Below are 19,116 nucleotides of genomic sequence, written 5' to 3'. Positions count from 1 at the left end.
ACGTGATGACCTGTGCAGTCAGCGAACCGAATTTGAAGAGGCAGTTGCCATGAGTGAGCAAAAATTAGCGTTAAACGAATACCTAAAGACCGACAGTGATTACCTGCGCGGTACGATTAAAGAAGGCTTAGATTCTGCGGTAACCGGCAGTTTCAGTGACGGCGACCAGCAGCTGATCAAATTCCACGGCTTCTATCAGCAGGATGACCGTGATTTACGTAACGAACGTAAAGAGCAAAAACTCGAACCTTTATACAGCTTTATGTTGCGTGCCCGTGTACCTGGCGGTATTTGTTCTCCGCAGCAATGGTTAGGCGTAGACAAGATTGCCTCGACGCTCACCAGCTCGAACAGCATTCGTTTGACGACCCGTCAAACCTTCCAATACCACGGTATTCCTAAGCGTAACTTAAAGACTATTATTCAAGACTTAGATCGTGAAGCGCTGGATTCGATTGCCGCTTGTGGTGACGTTAACCGTAACGTGATGTGTAATCCTAATCCGGTGGAATCGAAACTACACGAGCAGGCCTATGCGGTGGCGAAACAACTGTCTGATCATCTGCTGCCACACACGCGTGCTTATGCCGAAATTTGGTTAGACGAAGAAAAGTTACTCTCAACCGAAGATGAAACCGTTGAACCTGTATATGGCAAAACTTATCTGCCACGTAAGTTCAAAATGGCGGTTGCGGTTCCTCCCGATAACGATGTTGACGTTTACACTAACGATTTAGGCTTTATCGCCGTTGCTGAAAACGGTGAGTTGGTTGGCTTTAACTTAACCGCGGGCGGCGGCATGGGTTCGACCCATGGCGAGGTGGAGACTTTCCCACGTCTGGCTGACGACTTTGGTTTTATCAAAACTGAAGACGTGATGAAGTTTGCCGAAGCTGTCATGACAGTGCAACGCGACTGGGGTAATCGTGTTAACCGTAAACGTTCACGCCTTAAATACACTATCGTTGACCATGGCTACGAGAAATTTAAAGCCGAAGTCGAATTGCGTGCAGGAGTGAAGTTTGAGCCTAAGCGTGATGTAGTGATTGGCGATCGCGGCGATCGTTATGGCTGGGTCGAAGGCGTTGACGGTAAATGGCATTTAACCTTATTTATCGAAAGTGGCCGTATTAAAGATTTACCGGGCCAAACCCTGCAAACGGGACTGCGTGAAATTGCTAAGATCCACAAAGGCGATTTCCGTATGACCTCGAATCAAAACATGATCATCGCAGGTGTGGCGGCAGAAGATAAAGCCACGATTGAAGGCTTAGCCCGCAAACACGGACTACTGGGCCAAGTGTTGACGCAAACCCGCGGTCATTCGATTGCCTGTGTGGCCTTGCCTACGTGTCCATTAGCAATGGCGGAAGCTGAGCGTTACTTCCCTGAGTTTATCGATCATATCGATGCGCTGCAGGCAAAACACGGCATCAGCGAACAAGCGATTGTGGTGCGGATGACGGGTTGTCCAAACGGTTGTGCACGTCCATTTGCCGCTGAAATTGGGCTTGTAGGTAAAGCGCCAGGCCGTTACAACTTGTACTTAGGCGCAAGCTTTGAAGGGACTCGTCTGAACAAGATGCACAGAGAAAATATCCAAGAGGCGGAAATTCTCGCCGAATTGGATACCCTGTTTGGCCGCTACGCCGTTGAGCGTGATGCAGGCGAAACCTTTGGTAACTTCACCGTCCGCGTAGGCGTTGTGAAGGCGGTGATTGATGCCGCTAAGGATTTTCATGGTTGATCTTGAGCAAAAAACCAGTGATACAGTGCCGACTGTGGTCAGCACGGCCGAGTTAACGGCGCTATTGAGTGCGCCTAAGGCCGAGCAAGCGATAGAGCTTGAACGCATAAATCAGTTCTTAGCTGGATTAAGCGCACAAGAGCGAGTGTTGTGGGGCTTAACTTATTTGCCCGGTAATCATGCACTGTCGTCAAGTTTTGGTATTCAAGCCGCAGTGATGCTGCATATGGTGAGCCAGGCACAGGCGAATATTCCGGTTATCCTCACGGATACAGGGTATTTGTTCCCTGAAACCTATCAGTTTATCGATGAGCTGACACAGCGTTTATCACTGAATGTAAAAGTATATCAAGCAGTGATGACAGCTGCATGGCAAGAGGCACGCTTTGGTAAGTTGTGGGAGCAAGGGTTAGACGGGCTAGAGCAATACAACCGTTTAAACAAAGTTGAGCCTATGCAACGCGCCTTAGCCGAGCTTGACGTCGGTACTTGGTTTGCAGGGCTGAGACGTAGCCAAGCCAGCACTCGTGAGGCGCTGCCGATACTGGCGATTCATGGCACTCGCTTTAAGTTACTGCCGATTATCGAGTGGTCGAATAAAGATGTGCACCTATATTTGACTCAATTTGACTTGCCGTACCACCCACTTTGGGATCAAGGCTATGTTTCTGTTGGTGATACCCATTCGAGTAAACCACTTGAATTAGGGATGACAGAGGAAGAAACGCGCTTTAATGGGCTGAAACGTGAGTGTGGTCTGCATTACGATATCTAGTCATCTTATTGATTTAAAATATTAAACGCCTCAATTGCCATTGGGGCGTTTTATATCTCTGTAAGATAAGTGTTATCTTTGGTTGAATTTAATACTCTGGATTGACGATAAAGCGAAGCTATGTCATTTAAGCGTCATTTCACTGAGATATATTGATATTCATAGAGTTAGTGTTGGTGGCTCTTTAAAGGATAAAAATGTTGTACATTTTTACTCACAGAGTTATGCACATTGGTTAAGCCTGGACTATATTTTGAAGTTCCCGTAGATGGTTTTGAGGGATTTTACTGTGAAATTGACATGATTCATGTCTTTTCCGAGGTTAAGTGGTTGTATATCGGTATTTATGGGCTGGGTTTGCTGTGTATTGATATCATTCGACTGGATGCAGTGAAAGCGTTGAAAACCGGACTCGCAGCTGCGAGTATCAAGCAGTTTGATTGACTTGCTAGCCCTCGTTAATCAGCCATCATTACCTCGGTCAGCTGTCGTCAAAGCTGCCGAGGTCAAGTTAAGTCAAGCCCTCGCCATCTTCAATAGTGATTTGTTATTGTGGTTATTTCTCTGCCTATCTTTGATTATCGAGTAAGATATCCTTGGTGTTTCCCCTATTGTCGTAGCATGATCGACCCGCAATTCCCTTAACGCTTTAGGCGGTTTTCTAATAAGCCTTGGGTGTTGTAAAGAATGCCTAATGGATTGGCTTGACTGGTATCATAAACGAGAGATGAGAGTGCGCGGATGAGATGGTGTAAATGACGGCTCCTTTATATGCGATGCGAGATCATGTCAGGCGTCCTAGTGCCAATAAGTCGAGTAGTCCTGCTCCTCAAAGGAGTAAGCGTGGCTTTCGTCGTTTATTGTCTTGGTTATTCAAGGGATTAGTATGGGCATTAATTTGCTCAATCTTATTGGTCATCCTACTCAGATTCGTTAATCCACCCATGTGGACTTGGCGGATTGAGCGCGCCTTATTTCCACCTGCACCTATGGGGGAAGTCATGCATCAGTGGCGCGATTTAGCGCACATTTCTCCTGAGTTACAATTGGCGGTGATCGCTGCAGAAGATCAACGTTTTGCCGAGCATACGGGATTCGATTTAGCCGCGATAAGCTCGGCGCTGAAATACAATCAGAAAGGCACTAAAGTTCGCGGAGCCAGCACCTTAAGTCAGCAGGCGGCGAAAAACCTGTTTATGTGGTCTAGCCGCAGTTTTTTTCGTAAGGGATTAGAAGCTTGGTTTACCTTAATGATGGAACTGACTTGGGATAAGTCGCGCATTCTTGAAGTGTATTTAAATATCGTCGAATTTGGCCCAGGTATTTACGGCGCCGAAGCGGCATCAAAGCATTATTTTGGAAAGTCTGCGGCAAAACTGACCCAATATGAGGCTTCATTACTCGCAGCCATCTTACCCAATCCTTGGCGTTATAAAGTGTCACCTCCGTCGTCCTATGTGCAGCAGCGTTCCGCTTGGATCCGCAAACAAATGCGCCAGTTAGGTGACGTCACGCTTAAAAAAGTCCACGAAGCGGGATGAAGGTCTGACGTGTGAGTTTGGCCCAGATGCATTTATGTGTCATTGGGCACTTTGTTAATCGTCGACGACTTAAAGATCTTTTATTACTGAATTGAAATAAGATTGGAAACCTGTTGAATTAAGGTTAACGCTGATGCGTTTTAACGGTTTGATTCCCTATCCTGTTCGCTTCTGTATCGGTTTAATGTTAAATTATCGGGCAAAATTTATACCTTAGTTTTCTGATTTTGCATTATCTGCGTAAGGGATATGTAAGAGCGGATAAATATTCAAATACCTAGGGATTACTTTAGGTATTGATTTCATAAAATTGAATTGTCATTAAATGGAGTTTCTTAAATGAAAAAGATTGTGATTGCCGCGGCAATTATTGCAGCTGGTGCGGGTGGTTATTGGTATACGCAGAATGGTGCTAGCTCGAGTGCCTCTGCAAATCCTTTGCTCGACTATGTGCCTGCTGATACGCCGATATTTTCGGGTCAGCTAAAACCCTTCCCGTTGAAAGCGTATTTACAGTCTATTTCTGGAAATTATCAGCAATATCCAAGTAACGCGCTTGCCGAATTTGGTGAGCTGGATAGCCCTATGGGTAAGTTCTTCGTCAGCATTTATCAGCAGTATATGGATGGCATTAAAGATCCAGCCTTACTGTTGAAAACCTTTGGTTTTCCTGATGAAATTAAACCATATTTCTATACTCTAGGTGCTTTGCCTGTATTCAAGATTGACGTCAATCAAGCGGATGCATTTTGGGCTGCATTAGATAAAGCCGAAAAAGACAGTGGCGTGACCCACGAAATGCGTAAAGTGGGTGATGTTGATTATCGCGCTTATGCATTATCGGATGAAGCTTCAACTGAAAAAGCTGATCTGTTATTTGCCCAAAAAGATGGCATATTAACGATTACTTTCAGCACTTCTATTACCGAGCCTGAATTATTAGAAATGGCATTCGGTATTAAGAAGGCGCCGCAGTCATTAGCCGCTTCTGGCATATTGGACGATATTATTAAAACCCATGGTTTTAAAGATCACAGCATCAGCTTTATCAACCATGTGGAAATTGTAAAGGCGTTGACCTCAGCCGATAGCAATATGTTATCTAAGCAATTGACGAAGTTTTTTGCTAATGAAAGCGTCGGTGAAGATCCATTAGCTCAAATTAGAACACCAGAATGTCGCACCGAATTAACCGCGATTGCGGCTAATTGGCCGCGCACGGTTGCGGGTTTAACCGCGTTTTCTGTGACAGAAAAAGAAAGCCATATGGCGGCCTCATTTGTGGTTGAAACTAAGAATCAACCAATTCTTGCGGCAATGCAAAAGATGCGTGGCTTTATTCCTGCACATCTGGCGGATATCGACAGCACTATTTTCTCTATGGGCATAGGCTTAGATGTCAACGAAGTTGCACCTTCATTAACGGCTATTTGGGATGATCTACAAAAGCCGCAATTGACCTGTGCGCCACTGGCCGAGTTGCAAGCTGAGTTGAGCCAACAGAGCCCAGCTATGCTAGGCATGTTCACTGGTATGGCGAACGGTGTGAAAGGCATGAGCGTTTCATTGCTCGACTTTAAAATGAGCACACAAGATCAAGAGCCTAAGTTAGAAAGCTTAGATGCGTTAGTCAGCCTCAGCGCCGAAAACCCATCTATGTTGTTCAATATGGTGAAACCTTTCGCGCCTATGTTGGCCGAAGTGCAATTAGCCGATAACGGCGATGCCACTGACTTATCACCACTATTGATGTTGCCACCTGAGTTAGGTGTTAAGCCTATGCTCGCGATTAAAGGTCAGCATTTAGTGGTGTATAGCGGTGATAAAGGTCTGGCGTTGGCAAACAAATTAGCGGGCGAGAAACTGTCTGCGAATGGCATGTATAGCTTATCTGCCGATTACGGCAAGATGTTCACTCCAATGCTGACGTTGTTAGAAATGAGCGGCGAGCCAATCCCTGAAGAAATGAAAATGCTTAAAGATTACAACATGCGAGTTCAAATGAGCTTCGATGTGAATAAGCAAGGTTTGGTTATAGGTTCAGTTGCCAATTCTAAAGCGACTGAAAAGAAATAATTCTAGAATCCATTCTTTAGCTAACTGATATCAGTTAACGAATCAATGTTTGAAATGAGCCAGCAGATTGCTGGCTCTTTTTTTGATTCAATTCAGCTTAGCTTGAGCTAGCTTAGTGGGTTGTGATGTTTGAATGAGCTGAGTTTTTGGCTTAGCCGAACGCACTAAACTCACTAGTCCTTGCCATTGAATATCACTGTTTTGCGGGAGCCAAATATCGGGCTCAGTCCCAGCACCTGACAAGAGTTTTCCCTGGGCATCATAGGTTAACGAACTACTGAATCTTATGTCTAACCCACTGTTTGGCAGTTTGAAATGGTACTGACGAGCAAAATCGCCCGAGGTTTTTTCACCAATCAAATTCGCCCTAGACCAAGATTTAGTGCGATAGGCAATCCACTCACATTCTTGGCGGCATTTGGGGCTCACGAGCAGCGCTAAGCGATTTCGCCCTTCAGGAGCCACCGCAGGTTTAGTGCGAACGTACCAAGGGCTGAATTTATCTTCATCGACTGAGGGTAAGTTGCGGGTGAGGGATTTTAGTCGAGGCACACTGTATTCGAGCGCAGCTAAAGGCTTAAAGTTGAGTGGCTGCAGATAGTCATTTCTCAGTTCTGGTGAGCGGCGATAGTGTGCAAATCCCATCACGTTTGGCGCTAAAGTGTTATTTAAATCAGTATCTTGATATCGCGATAACAGGGTTAATAGCTTTGGGCTAAAACCACTGGCATGACGTAAATCGATAATGAGTAATGGATATGTCATGCCCTTTAGCAGTTCTTGCTGTAGATCTCTATCCAATTCAAAGGCGTACAGATCGCTGATCTTCAGTTTGACCGTAGTATTGTTAACTGTTTCTAATTGATTTGGAGTGTCTTGAAATTCGGTGCGCTCAAACTGAGATAACTGATTAATGAATTCAAAAACACTCATATCTTGTGTCTGATCTTCTTGATTATTTTCCACTAATTGAGTCTGCGGTTCGCGGCTTGGCAGGGCGAGGGTCACCTGCTGGGTTTGCAGATCATCATTAATCAGCGTAATGAGCACATAGGGCTTGATGCTGAGGCCTAAATCTTCACGCAGCAGGTTCAGTTTTTTCAGCCAAGGTAACTGCATTTCTTGGCTCTGTTTTGCAGGCTCAGGTAGATAGGCCTGGCTGGCTGCCACCCATTTACTCATAGGTAAACCGTCGATATGAGTCACAAAGGGAAAGTCGTTGTTGATTGGACTATTATTGCTATCTAAGGCTAACCACTGGTCGTTAAGTGGTCGTAAGGTTAACGGGAGTTCGCCGCTTTGATCGTTGAAGTCGTGTACTTGAGCACCGGGATCTTTGAGGCTATTGAGTAGTTTAGTGATTTCAGCGGCAAAGCGATCATTGGGAGTGATGTCTTGATACTGCTCGACAATCAGGCTCGCCATATATTTGAGTTGCGGACTGGCTTTGTCGGGCGTTAACGCATAAAACGCCGAGTGTTGCTCGATTTGATCTAATAAGGCATAGAGATCTTGGCGTACCTCTTGCGCATTAAGCATAGGTGCAGTGTTATCTTTTGGCACAGCAAAAAACGCGAGCTTAAGTAAGCTCGCGAAAATAATGACACTGAGTAGCATGACTATGCTGCGGTAGCTAAAACTCATATTCCTCCATGATGTTAAGGCGTGGCTTCAGGGCACAAGAAGGTGTGCGACTATCGGCTTAAACGCCATTCGGATCAATGTAAATCGTCCCGCTCGGCCATAAACTCAGGTCCATCTGAGCAATTTAGCAGCAGGTTTTGTAGATTAGCAGCAAATTATGGCTGATTTTTGTACTCTGTCACTTTTATATTTGCTACAGAATATCGTTGAGCGAAATCCCGATACCAATACGTTGGTTGTGATAGTTGTAATCGATTAGGCTCTCGCCATAGCCATTAAAGTATTGAGTATAAAGGCGTAAGTTGCCGATGATAGGATAACTCCAGGTTACTTCTGCTGAACCTCTGTCGATATCTTCTAGGTTTGTTCTAAGGGTTAAGGTGAATCTATGTTCATCGATACCATAGACACCAATAAACTCAGCTCTTCCTATGTAGTCATCAATGTTGGGATTATCGTCACCGCGAGCTTGATGCGGATCGGTTTTTTCATCCTCAGGAATACGCCACCAGACTTTGGTTGAGAAGGCGAGTGGACCGGCATCAAAAATCATAGTGGCATAGAGTCGATTCCAGCTGCGAGAAAGCGGTCCTGATTTACCATTTGATTGATGCACAGCACCAACGCCCCAAAAGGAATTGGTCACACTGCCGATTTTCCAATCGTTATTAAACAGCATAAAGACTTCAGGCTCGTGATTGGTTTCACGGAACGGAGACGAGGTGTCTTTGTTATAAACCTGCCAATAGGATTGATTGGTATAGGCAAAGAATAAATGACCATTATCACCAAAGACATTGTACCAAATAGGGAATTTGAAACTGATTTGAAACTTAGCCTCGAACTCATCCAAAGTGTAGGGATTGATGAGGGCATCTTCAGCGAACGGTGCCATGTTGGGATCTGGGCTATAGGTCGCAGGTAAAATGTAATTCACTTTATGGGGTGTAATTACAAAAGGCAGTTCTGCCGTGGCAAGTTCATCTTTGACTCTTCCTTCTACTAATGATTCTTCGGCATTTATACTCGTACAAGCTAATAGCCCAGCCATTGCAATACCTGAATAAAGTCGTTTCATCGGCCCTCCTTGATGTGCTTATTTGTGTATTTGTCAGTCGTACTCAACAAAGATAGTTATGCCCAGCTTACCATTAGAAAGTGAATTTATGGTTATGTAAAAATTCTGCGTCATTTGGTGACAATTTATCTTGTTAGTGAGGTATTCGACCTGTTGGGGCAGGTTTGGGTAGAATTTTTGGCAATAACATAGTGCCAGAATCACACACTTAGCTGAGCGGTGTTTGTTTTATATAACAGATGAATCTATATTAAGTTATTTAAATTCAACTGGTTATTAGTGTGTTGGGGCATTTTTGATTTTGAAACTCAATATTTTTCCATTTTAAATCGACGTCAGTGATTTCTTTTATATCTAAAAGATATAAAAACTAATAATTATCTATTTATTATGGAATATAAGACGCGCTATATTTCTACAGACTAAAGTGATCTTGGGGATGCTGATGGAAATTTTATCTTTACCGGGCCAAGCGGCCAAAGGCAAAGTCTGGCTGGTGGGTGCAGGTCCTGGTGACGTTGAGTTATTGACGTTAAAGGCATGGCGCATCCTTAAAACCGCAGATGCTGTGCTATACGACGCTTTAGTCAGTCAAGATATCCTCGATCTTATTCCTAAAGACGCTGAAAAGATTGCCGTAGGTAAACGTGCGGGTAAGCATAGCGCTGCACAGGACGAGATTAATCAGTTACTCGTTACTAAAGCCTACACCCGTAAAAATGTGGTGCGTCTTAAGGGCGGCGATCCTTTTATTTTCGGTCGCGGTGGCGAAGAGTTGCAAACCTTAGTCGAAGCGGGGGTTGAGTTTGAGGTCGTCCCCGGCATTACCGCCGCCAGCGGCACATCGGCTTATGCGGGAATTCCCCTGACCCACAGAGACCATGCCCAAGGCGTCACTTTTATCACTGGCCATTGTCAGTTAGAGAGTCGCCCTATGGACTGGCAAGGTTATGCAAATCCTAACAATACCTTAGTCGTGTATATGGGGATCCTTAACGCCGGCATTATTCGCCAAGGTTTAGTCGATGCGGGCCGAAGCCCTGACACCCCCGTGGCGATAGTGTCAAAGGCGACCACTAAAGAACAACGTCGTTTTATCGGCCGTTTAGGTGAGCTTGAACAGCTTACCGCCGATCCTGAATTACAAATGCCAGCCTTGATGATCATAGGTGAAGTGGTTGCGCTGAGTGACACTTTGCATTGGTTCAACCCTGAAGCGGTTGAATCGAGTCATGCCAGTGATGAGCAGATTCAATCGGTTAGAGTCTCGGCCGCCGCGTCGATAAGCTAAGCCGCAAACAGTTAAAGATACTTAGCAGTTAAAGGTGCTAAGTAGTTAAATATATTAAGAAAATTAAGCTAACCCATGCTGTGGTAACGCAGCGAATTTAAGGTAAACGGAGAATAGTATGGCCGGGCGTGAATTAAGCCACTTACAACAACTGGAAGCCGAGAGCATCCAGATCATTCGTGAAGTTGCAGCCGAATTCGATAATCCTGTGATGTTGTATTCCATAGGGAAAGATTCTTCCGTTATGTTGCACTTAGCGCGTAAAGCCTTTTATCCGGGCAAGATCCCATTCCCGTTGCTGCATGTCGACACGGGTTGGAAATTCAAAGAGATGATCGCGTTTCGTGATGCGCAGGCAAAGAAATTTGGCTTCGAGTTACTGACGCACATCAACCCAGAAGGGTTGGCGCAGGGGATAAACCCTTTCGACCATGGCAGTGCGAAACACACTGACATCATGAAAACCCAAGGTTTAAAGCAAGCACTTAACCAATACGGTTTTGATGCCGCTTTCGGTGGGGCTCGCCGCGATGAAGAAAAATCTCGCGCCAAAGAGCGTGTGTATTCGTTCCGCGACCGTCACCACAGATGGGACCCTAAAAACCAACGTCCAGAACTGTGGCGCACCTATAATGGCGCTGTGAACAAGGGCGAAAGTATTCGCGTGTTCCCGTTATCTAACTGGACTGAGCTGGATATTTGGCAATATATCTATCAAGAAAACATTGAGTTAGTGCCTTTGTACTTTGCGGCTAAACGTCAAGTGGTTGAGCGCGGTGGTCAGTTAATCATGGTCGATGACGAGCGGATGAAGTTAGCCGAAGGCGAGCAGTTTAAAGAAGAAGTGGTGCGTTTTAGAACCTTAGGTTGCTACCCACTTACGGCCGCCATGCATTCTGAGGCCGACAGCCTAGAGAAGATTATTGAAGAGATGCTGTTAACCCGTTCAAGCGAGCGTCAGGGTCGATTGATCGACTCAGATCAAAGTGCCTCGATGGAGCAGAAGAAGCGTCAAGGCTACTTCTAATCTCGGCAAGGTTAGCCCTATTTCGCGAAGGTGGCGCAAGTAAAGCGCGACCTTCAGCCAAGCAGATCAAGAGTGAGAATAAGATGGACAAAGCGGTCAATAAAACCAATCTCATGGCGGCAGAAATTACCCTCCATGGTGTGAAAGAATATCTAGCCCTGCAGCAACACAAAGGCTTACTGCGCTTTTTAACCTGTGGCAGTGTGGATGACGGCAAAAGTACCTTAATCGGCCGCCTGTTACACGACAGCGCCCAGATCTATGAAGATCAATTGGCGAGCCTAAAGAGCGACAGCGCTAAGATGGGCACCACAGGTGAAGCTATCGACTTAGCCTTGCTGGTGGATGGTCTGCAAGCTGAGCGCGAGCAGGGCATCACTATCGATGTGGCTTACCGTTACTTTTCAAGTGATAAGCGTAAGTTCATCATCGCCGATACGCCAGGGCATGAGCAGTACACGCGCAACATGGCAACGGGTGCATCGACCTGTGATTTGGCGGTGATCTTAGTCGATGCCCGCTACGGCGTGCAGACTCAGACTAAACGCCATGCGTTTATCGCGTCATTACTGGGGATTCGTCACTTCGTTGTTGCCGTGAACAAGATGGATTTGCTTGGGTTTGACGAGCAAGTATTCAATCGCATTCGTGCTGACTTTACCGATTTCGTTAAAGATTTCGGTAACCTCGATATCCACTTTGTGCCGTTATCGGCACTTAATGGTGACAACGTGGTTGAGCGCAGTACGCAAAGCGACTGGTATCAAGGTGGTACTCTGCTGGAACTGCTAGAAACCATTGATACTCAACGTGAACTCAGCTCATTGCCAGTGCGTTTCCCTGTGCAATATGTGTCGCGTCCTAACTTAGATTTTCGCGGTTTTGCAGGCACTTTAGCCTCTGGCATTATCAATGTCGGCGACGAGTTAGTGGCTTTACCATCGGGCAAACGCAGCAAGGTTGAACGCATTGTTACCTTCGATGGCGACATACAAGAAGCGGTTGCTGGCCAAGCTGTGACTATCACGTTGGAAGATGAAATTGATATTTCCCGTGGCGATTTGCTGGCAAGACCGGATTCTGCACCTGCCGTCGCTAACGTGATCAGCGCCGACATAGTGTGGATGGATGAAAAGCCATTGCAACTCGGCCAGTTATACGACATCAAAGTGGCCGGTAAGAAGACGCAAGCCTCTGTGACTGGCATCGATTATGTGGTTGATGTTAATACTTTAGCGCGCAGCGCGACGGACACGCTTGGGTTAAACGCGATTGCTCGCGTGACCTTAGAGCTGACCGAAGACATAGTGTTCGATGCGTATTCATTAGTGCGTGATACGGGCGGAATGATCTTAATCGATCGCCTGAGCAATGCGACGGTTGCCGCAGTGATGGTGGTGTCGGGCCAGCATGTTAACAAACAAACCGCATCGCAATTTAGTGCCTTTGAAGTCGAGTTTAATGCTTTAGTGCGTAAACACTTCCCTCATTGGCAAGCGATAGATATTTCTAAGCTTGGAGCTTAATTTGTGAGTGACTTGTGGCTGTTAGCGATTATTTTGTTAGGGCTTGTGGCTGGCTTAATTAGCGGCCGTATTAATCCTGCGGTATTGTTTTTATTTGCATTTTTGCTCTGTTACTTGCTTGGCATGGTTGCGCTCGATACCGCATTAACAAGCTTTACCAATATTGGCTTAGTCACACTTGTCCTCTTGGTATTGGCCGCGACGGCATTGGAAAAAACCTCCCTGCTGGGAAAGTTGAGTCAAGTCATAGGCAATAGTTCTTTGCCTAAGACAATGGCAAAACTCGGGTTATCTACTGCCTTGCTGTCGTCCTTTACCAATAACACGGCTGTGGTGGCGTCGCTTATTGGGGTTGTGCGTCGCAATCAAGCGCACGCACCTGCTAAGTTATTATTACCGTTGAATTATGCGGCAATTTTAGGTGGCACACTGACCCTGATTGGCACCTCGACCAACCTGATTGTGAACTCCTTTGTGGAGAACGCCGGCTTGCCCGCCTTAGGGTTCTTCGAGTTCACACCGGTCGCCGTGGTGATCGTTATCGCAGGTATGTTATTGCTGATCCTACTGGCGAACATTCTGCCCGACAGACGGGAAGAATCGGATGAAGAGGCGCTGCCTTATTTGCTCGAAGCCCATGTGGCAAAGGGCTCGTCCTTAGTCGGCCGCAGTGTGGTCGATAACAAACTCAGGGCACTGAAAAAGTTATATCTGGTTGAGTTAGAGCGCAGCGGCATTTGTATTTGCCCAGTGCCGCCCCAGTTAGTGCTGCAAGCGGACGACGTACTGCGTTTTAGTGGCGCGGTGGAGTCGGTGGAATTATTACATCAATTCGACGGTTTAGATTGGTTTGGTAAGCATCAGGCCAAGGGGCAAAATCTGGTTGAAGCCGTGCTTGCGCCATCATCCAGTTTAGTCGGCAGTTCGTTGAAAGAGTCGCGTTTTCGTGAGCAGTTCGATGCGGCCGTGATGGCGATTCGCCGTGGCAATCATCCGCTGAAAGGCGGGCTCGGTGACATTATTTTGCAACCCGGCGATGTGTTGTTATTGACGCCCGGCGATGGTTTTAGCAATAGCGCAAAATTAAGTTCAGAATTTGCGGCGATCAGCGGCCTAGATTTGAATGTGCGCTTAGACAGTCACCGTGGTCGTTGGGTATTACTGGGCTTTGCGGTCACTATCGTTTTGAGTGTCACCGATCTATTGCCCTTGGCTAAAGGTTTAGTGCTGCTACTGCTGAGTTATTTTGCCATCGGCGCAGTTACTTTAGCTGAGCTTAAACGCCGTTTTCCATTGGAACTAGTGGTGATAGTGGGGAGTGCGTTAGGGCTAGCCAACTTGATGATGAGCACTGGCCTTGCGGACAGTTTAGCCCAAGGATTACTCTCGGTTATTAATGGTTATGGGGTGTTTGGCGCCTTTATTGGTGTGTATTTAATGACTTTATTGTTGACTGAACTGGTCACCAATAATGCCGCCGCGGCGCTAGCTTTCCCTATCGCTTACGCGATTGCGCTTAATTACGGTGTCGATGCCAGACCCTTTATTATGGCCGTGGTCTTTGGTGCCAGCGCGAGTTTTATTTCGCCCTACGGCTATCAAACTAATTTGATGGTATTTAATGCGGGTAATTATCGCTTCAGTGACTTCGTCCGCCTAGGATTGCCGTTATCTGTGCTGTATTCCCTGATAGTGATATTTATGGTGCCGATCATCTTTCCATTTTAGTGATTAGCTTGAGTTTATTGCCCTTGTGTTAGCCGTTTGACAGCATAAGGATTGAGGAGTTTTTATGACAAATATCGTGTGGCATCAACATCCTGTAGATCAAGCTGCCAGAGCCGAGCAGAAAGGCCAAAATCCCGTATTACTCTGGTTTACAGGGCTATCTGGTGCGGGCAAGTCGACATTGGCGGGTGCATTAGAGCGGGCGTTATTTGAGGCGGGATTCCACACTTATTTGCTCGATGGCGACAATGTGCGTCATGGCCTGTGTAAAGACTTAGGGTTTACGGTTGAAGACCGTGACGAAAACCTGCGCCGTGTCGGCGAAGTGGCTAAATTGATGGTGGATGCGGGGCTTGTGGTGTTATCGGCCTTTATCTCCCCGACCCGTGAGGAGCGCGATAGCATTCGTGCCCGTTTCCCTGCCAGTCAGTTCATTGAAGTGCACGTGTCGACGCCATTAAGTGTGTGCGAGCAGCGTGATCCTAAGGGGTTATATGTGAAAGCACGCAGTGGTGAAATCAGTAATTTCACTGGTATTTCATCACCCTATGAAGCGCCATTAGCGGCCGAATTAACCATAGATACCAGCAAAGGCGATTTAGCGACTCAAGTGCGCGCCTTAATCGATTATCTAACGGCAATCAATGTTATCAATGCCGATAAGGCTAAAGCGCTAGCTTAACATTTAGCCCTTATCTTACTTTAAAGGAGCCTTTAGGCTCCTTTGTTATTTCTGAGTTTTACTGGTTATGCTATTGATTTATAATTTATTTTTATGGCGGGTAATTATTCTATTTTAAAATCCTTAGCGAACAAGAGTTGCAGTGCCTTGAGGTATTCTTGATCCGGTTTAGGTTGCACTAGTTGGGCGAGTTCATCACCAATCGGTGTTAAGCGATAATAACTAAAAAGCAGATTACCGCTCTTGGGCGTAAGCTTCATCTGTATGCCTTGTAGGGCAAATTGAATGGGGGTTTTATTGTTGAGTAAACCAGTTTCGAACTCGCTGCTGTGCAGTATCCCGGCATCGACTAAGGTCAGAATGCTGGAGTAGGGTAGGCCAAACTGGGATAAACCTAAATTGACTGAGGTTGTTTTACGGAAATATTGGCCAATCCCACCCGACAAGCGGTAGCCACTGATGAGTTTTAGACGCTGTTCGCTATTGACCTTAGCCGCCATGCCAAGGGCCTTTTCAAGGATTTGTGCTTCCCTGTGGGTCAATTGCTTAAGTAGCGCTAAAGTACGCAGACTGAAGTTACCGGGATTGACTATCTCGCTCGATAATATTCGTGCCCACAAGTCTTGCATTCTACGGTTATGGATTTGCTCCGCCATTAAAAAGAATTGATGGCTCCAGTCGGGATCGAGATCGACTCCAGTCACATCCGACGGCGTATAGCTGAGGGCTAAAGCAAAAATGGTTTCCACATTAGCTTGATACTGGCTCGATAACTTGCGGGATCTATGTTGGGCGCGTTCGGCGATGGAAGCATTCGCGGGGCGATATTCTTGCTCACTGGCTAAACCTAATTGACGGCCGAGCAGCAGGGCTTTTTTGCGAGCAGATGCCTCGGATGTTGACTCGCCATCTTCTGCCAACAGTAAAATATCTGAATCCTTCATCGCGTTAATCCTTGAGCCTACATTGGGGTTAGGTTAGGGCATAGCCCCCACCTTTATCTGTCTAACTTGTTTGCCTAGCTTAGATGGCGATCACTTAAGCGTTCAGTGCTAGACTCAACATTGAGCTAAGCTGATTCCTTGGCTCGTTATTATGCCGCTTTATTCGACCGCTTTAGCGATGGATTTCGCTTTTTTGCTTGTCCAAGACCATAAGGTTTCATTACCCGCTTCAGGGTGGCGCGGTACATTGAGCGCTAGCATTAACGAACATACGGCAAAGCCTGCGCCTATGTAAAATACTAAGGCGGGATCGGTTAACCATAATAAGCCCAAAAGCACAGGTATAATCACAGCGGCAATGTGATTAATAGTAAAACTGACCGACATAGTGGCGGCGATATCTTTGCTGTCGGCGATTTTTTGAAAATAGGTTTTCATCGCAATCGCCATCGCAAACAACAAATGATCGATAACATACAGCGCTGCCGCCATGTGTGCTTGCTCGACTAAGGCGTAACTGATGAAGACTATGATGAGTCCAATGTATTCCACTGTCAGCGCATTACGCTCGCCAATCCGACCAATGAATCGCCCAATCGCAGGCGCAAACAGTAGGTTGACGACATAGTTAATTAAGAACAGCGCGGTAATTTCACTCACGCTATATCCAAATTTTTCGACCATCATAAAGCCCGCAAACACCATAAAGATTTGCCGTCTCGCACCTGAGAAAAAGGTCAGCAGGTAATAGAGCCAATAGCGCTTACGCAGAATAATTTTCTTATGTTGGACTTCCGTGGTCTCAAATTTTGGATAATACCAAGCCATAGTTAGCACCATGACTAGACCTAACGCACCAATAATCAGATACATGCGTTGATAGTCTAGTTTCAACCAGGTCATTACCAGCCAAATACTGGCGTAGCCCACTAAGGCTGCGGCCGAGCGCCACGCCAGTGCTTTACCCATAAAACCAGCCGCATCTTTTTTATCGACCCACTGCAGCGTCAGTGATTGGTTGATGGTTTCAAAATAGTGAAACCCGACGGACATCAACACAGTCGTCAGATACAAGCCGATGACTTGAGGAAAGAAACCTGTCACCGCCACGCCGATACAAAGCAAGGCCAGCGAGAGCAGGGCGAAGGCTTGTTCCCGAATGAGTAAAAGCACAAAAATAGCGGTGAAAGCCAAGAAACCTGGGATCTCGCGCAGGCTTTGTAACATGCCGATTTCAGCACCGGTGAACTGGGCTTTTTCAATCACGAAGTTATTGAGCAGTGCCTGCCAAACGGCAAACACAAGCGACATCACAAAGGTCATCCACAGCAAGAGTGCTTTAGGATCTTTGGTTTGAATGGATTTCATGGATATGGACTCAGGCGATAAGTGTGCAAATGCTAATGCTTTTTTGGCTAATAGGCTAGATCACTTAACGCTTAAAGTGTGTGTGGTTTATGAGTCAATATAGCGATTTCTTTGAATAGAAATACGGCCGTCAGATCCGGTATACAATCAGATACTAATGTAATTTGTTTGTAAATTTAATTGTAAATTCTAATGCAAATCATTCTCAATTGATCTATTTTGTTCGCGCATTTACGGGGAAGCTGTTACACAGCGCGGAGAAAGAAATGAGAGCAGAGTTAAAGTTGAGTTCATTGGCCATCATGGTCACTGCGTTCATAGGTAGTGTTAATTGTACTGCACAGGCAGCGACGGACCCTGCGATTTTAGAGCAGGCTATCGCAAGGCAAGAGGCTCAATTACAAGAATTAAAGCAGCAGTTATCAGAATTAGCTGCGCAACAGAAACAGCAGCAAGTTCAGCAGACAGACTATCAAACTAAGACCAGTGTCGCGGTAGATCGTGTTGAAACCGCCGCCGATAAACTTAGCAAGTTTTCATTTGAATCCTACGGTACCGCCGTTTATACCAGTGATGAGTACTTTGATAACGTCCAAGACACCACACCAGAGCGCCGTAATCGTTTCGATTTAGAACGTGTTGTAACTGAGTTCGGCTATCAATTTACCGATGCTTGGAGCATGGAAGTCGAGATAGAGTATGAGCATGGCGGCACAGGCGTCGCTTTAGAATACGATGGTTTTGATGAGTTCGGTGAATTTGAAACAGAAGTCGAAGCTGGCGGAGAGGTGATGATCGAAAAGGCTGAGCTGCGTTATCGTCCGTCTAAAGCCTTTGGTATTAAATTTGGTAATATCCATGTTCCTATTGGCTTGACCAGTATGCTGCACAAACCAAATCAATATCTTACCGTGATGCGTCATCGAAGCGAAGCCGCCATGATCCCCGCCGTTTGGAATGAAAACGGTATCGGTATATATGGTGAAATGGCTGATTTCCACTATCAGGCCCAAATTATCAGTGGTCTCAATTCAGAATATTTTAGAACCTATGATTGGGCAGCGTCGGGTCATCAAAAACGATTCGAGCATGTTAATGGCGACGATTTAGCATTTGCAGGACGTTTAGATTACGGCAACTTTAAGAAAGGTTCCGCCGTTGGTGTCGCTTACTACTATGGCAATACCAGTGGTAATCGTCACAAGAGTAATAAAATCAATGTGGATGGCACAGTTAGCATAGTGTCCGTCGCAGCGGCTTATGTTGAAGGTCCTTGGATCTTACGCGGTCAGTATCTCTACGGTACCTTGAGCGACAGCGATGCCATTACTCAAGCAAATAAAACAACGCCAGGCTTAAGGCCCGGTAACTTCGCACAGTTAGGATCGCAGTCACAGGCTTTCTTTGTTGAAGCTGGCATCGATTTGAATCATTTCACCTCTCTTCCGTTAACCGTATTTGCCAACATAGATTATTCCAATCCTTTGATGGAAGTCGAAACTGGCACAGCGACTCAGCGTTTTGAAAATACTTGGACCAGTGTCGGTATTAACTATTTCCCTATCCCACAGATAGTGATTAAAGCGGAAGCAGGCTTACAACAAGTGGCTGTCGCGAGCATTCCAGATACTAATTTCTTCGCCCTTGGCGTGGGTTATCAATTTTCGCTCTAGTCACATTCACTTTTGA

Annotated in this window: 15 protein-coding genes; 11 read left to right on the top strand and 4 right to left on the bottom strand. The window is 46.0% G+C overall.

Annotation, left to right across the window (positions count from 1 at the left end):
• Positions 1-49 precede the first annotated feature (49 nt).
• From cysI to Q4Q54_RS06925, 5 genes are all read left to right on the top strand, one after another.
• Complete coding sequence (gene cysI / locus Q4Q54_RS06945) at positions 50-1,747, top strand: assimilatory sulfite reductase (NADPH) hemoprotein subunit (protein ID WP_006085931.1); 1,698 nt, start codon at positions 50-52, stop codon at positions 1,745-1,747.
• Entirely contained in the window at positions 1,740-2,522 is a 783-nt protein-coding gene (locus Q4Q54_RS06940; RefSeq protein ID WP_311899044.1) for a phosphoadenylyl-sulfate reductase, read from the top strand. The genes cysI and Q4Q54_RS06940 overlap by 8 nt, the downstream gene beginning before the upstream one ends.
• A gap of 300 nt (positions 2,523-2,822) precedes the next feature.
• A complete protein-coding gene (locus Q4Q54_RS06935) occupies positions 2,823-2,966 on the top strand; it encodes a hypothetical protein (RefSeq protein WP_226059344.1) in 144 nt (47 codons plus the stop codon).
• 311 nt (positions 2,967-3,277) lie between these two features.
• Positions 3,278-4,063 carry a monofunctional biosynthetic peptidoglycan transglycosylase gene (gene mtgA / locus Q4Q54_RS06930; protein WP_311988055.1) on the top strand — a complete coding sequence of 262 codons (786 nt, stop codon included), beginning with the start codon at positions 3,278-3,280 and terminating at the stop codon, positions 4,061-4,063.
• A gap of 339 nt (positions 4,064-4,402) precedes the next feature.
• Positions 4,403-6,139 carry a hypothetical protein gene (locus Q4Q54_RS06925; protein ID WP_311988054.1) on the top strand — a complete coding sequence of 579 codons (1,737 nt, stop codon included), beginning with the start codon at positions 4,403-4,405 and terminating at the stop codon, positions 6,137-6,139.
• Positions 6,140-6,226: 87 nt separating this feature from the next.
• Here the strand turns inward: Q4Q54_RS06925 and Q4Q54_RS06920 are convergent, their stop codons facing one another.
• Positions 6,227-7,783: a S41 family peptidase gene (locus tag Q4Q54_RS06920; RefSeq protein WP_311988053.1), complete on the bottom strand. Its 1,557-nt coding sequence runs from the start codon at positions 7,781-7,783 to the stop codon at positions 6,227-6,229.
• Between the two features lie 193 nt (positions 7,784-7,976).
• Positions 7,977-8,861 (bottom strand): phospholipase A, encoded by an 885-nt coding sequence (locus Q4Q54_RS06915; protein WP_311988052.1) that lies wholly within the window; start codon positions 8,859-8,861, stop codon positions 7,977-7,979.
• A 445-nt stretch (positions 8,862-9,306) separates the two neighbouring features.
• On the opposite strand from Q4Q54_RS06915, the gene cobA reads away from it, so the two are divergent.
• The 5 genes from cobA to cysC all read left to right on the top strand — a co-directional run bounded on the left by cobA (position 9,307) and on the right by cysC (position 15,115).
• Complete coding sequence (cobA, locus tag Q4Q54_RS06910; RefSeq protein WP_071940116.1) at positions 9,307-10,152, top strand: uroporphyrinogen-III C-methyltransferase; 846 nt, start codon at positions 9,307-9,309, stop codon at positions 10,150-10,152.
• A 118-nt stretch (positions 10,153-10,270) separates the two neighbouring features.
• Complete coding sequence (gene cysD / locus Q4Q54_RS06905; protein ID WP_006082884.1) at positions 10,271-11,179, top strand: sulfate adenylyltransferase subunit CysD; 909 nt, start codon at positions 10,271-10,273, stop codon at positions 11,177-11,179.
• A gap of 83 nt (positions 11,180-11,262) precedes the next feature.
• The gene (gene cysN, locus Q4Q54_RS06900; protein WP_311988051.1) at positions 11,263-12,705 is read left to right on the top strand and encodes a sulfate adenylyltransferase subunit CysN; all 1,443 of its coding nucleotides are present in this window, start codon (positions 11,263-11,265) and stop codon (positions 12,703-12,705) included.
• A gap of 3 nt (positions 12,706-12,708) precedes the next feature.
• Positions 12,709-14,433, top strand: a complete 1,725-nt coding sequence (locus Q4Q54_RS06895) for an SLC13 family permease (protein ID WP_311988050.1) — start codon at positions 12,709-12,711, stop codon at positions 14,431-14,433.
• 64 nt (positions 14,434-14,497) lie between these two features.
• Complete coding sequence (gene cysC / locus Q4Q54_RS06890) at positions 14,498-15,115, top strand: adenylyl-sulfate kinase (RefSeq protein ID WP_006082881.1); 618 nt, start codon at positions 14,498-14,500, stop codon at positions 15,113-15,115.
• Positions 15,116-15,219: 104 nt separating this feature from the next.
• On the opposite strand, the gene Q4Q54_RS06885 is transcribed toward cysC, so the two are convergent.
• Entirely contained in the window at positions 15,220-16,059 is an 840-nt protein-coding gene (locus tag Q4Q54_RS06885) for a TIGR03899 family protein (protein ID WP_041411022.1), read from the bottom strand.
• A gap of 159 nt (positions 16,060-16,218) precedes the next feature.
• On the bottom strand, positions 16,219-17,427 hold the full coding sequence (locus Q4Q54_RS06880; protein WP_311988049.1) for an MFS transporter: 1,209 nt from the start codon (positions 17,425-17,427) through the stop codon (positions 16,219-16,221).
• Positions 17,428-17,693: 266 nt separating this feature from the next.
• On the opposite strand from Q4Q54_RS06880, the gene Q4Q54_RS06875 reads away from it, so the two are divergent.
• Positions 17,694-19,100 carry a hypothetical protein gene (locus Q4Q54_RS06875; RefSeq protein WP_259590504.1) on the top strand — a complete coding sequence of 469 codons (1,407 nt, stop codon included), beginning with the start codon at positions 17,694-17,696 and terminating at the stop codon, positions 19,098-19,100.
• Positions 19,101-19,116: the final 16 nt, after the last annotated feature.

The sequence above is a fragment of the Shewanella sp. SP2S2-4 genome (assembly GCF_031932025.1).
Lineage (GTDB): Bacteria > Pseudomonadota > Gammaproteobacteria > Enterobacterales > Shewanellaceae > Shewanella > Shewanella baltica.
The sequence above is the reverse complement of the archived record's forward strand: the minus strand, read 5'-3'. Positions and strand labels throughout refer to the sequence as shown.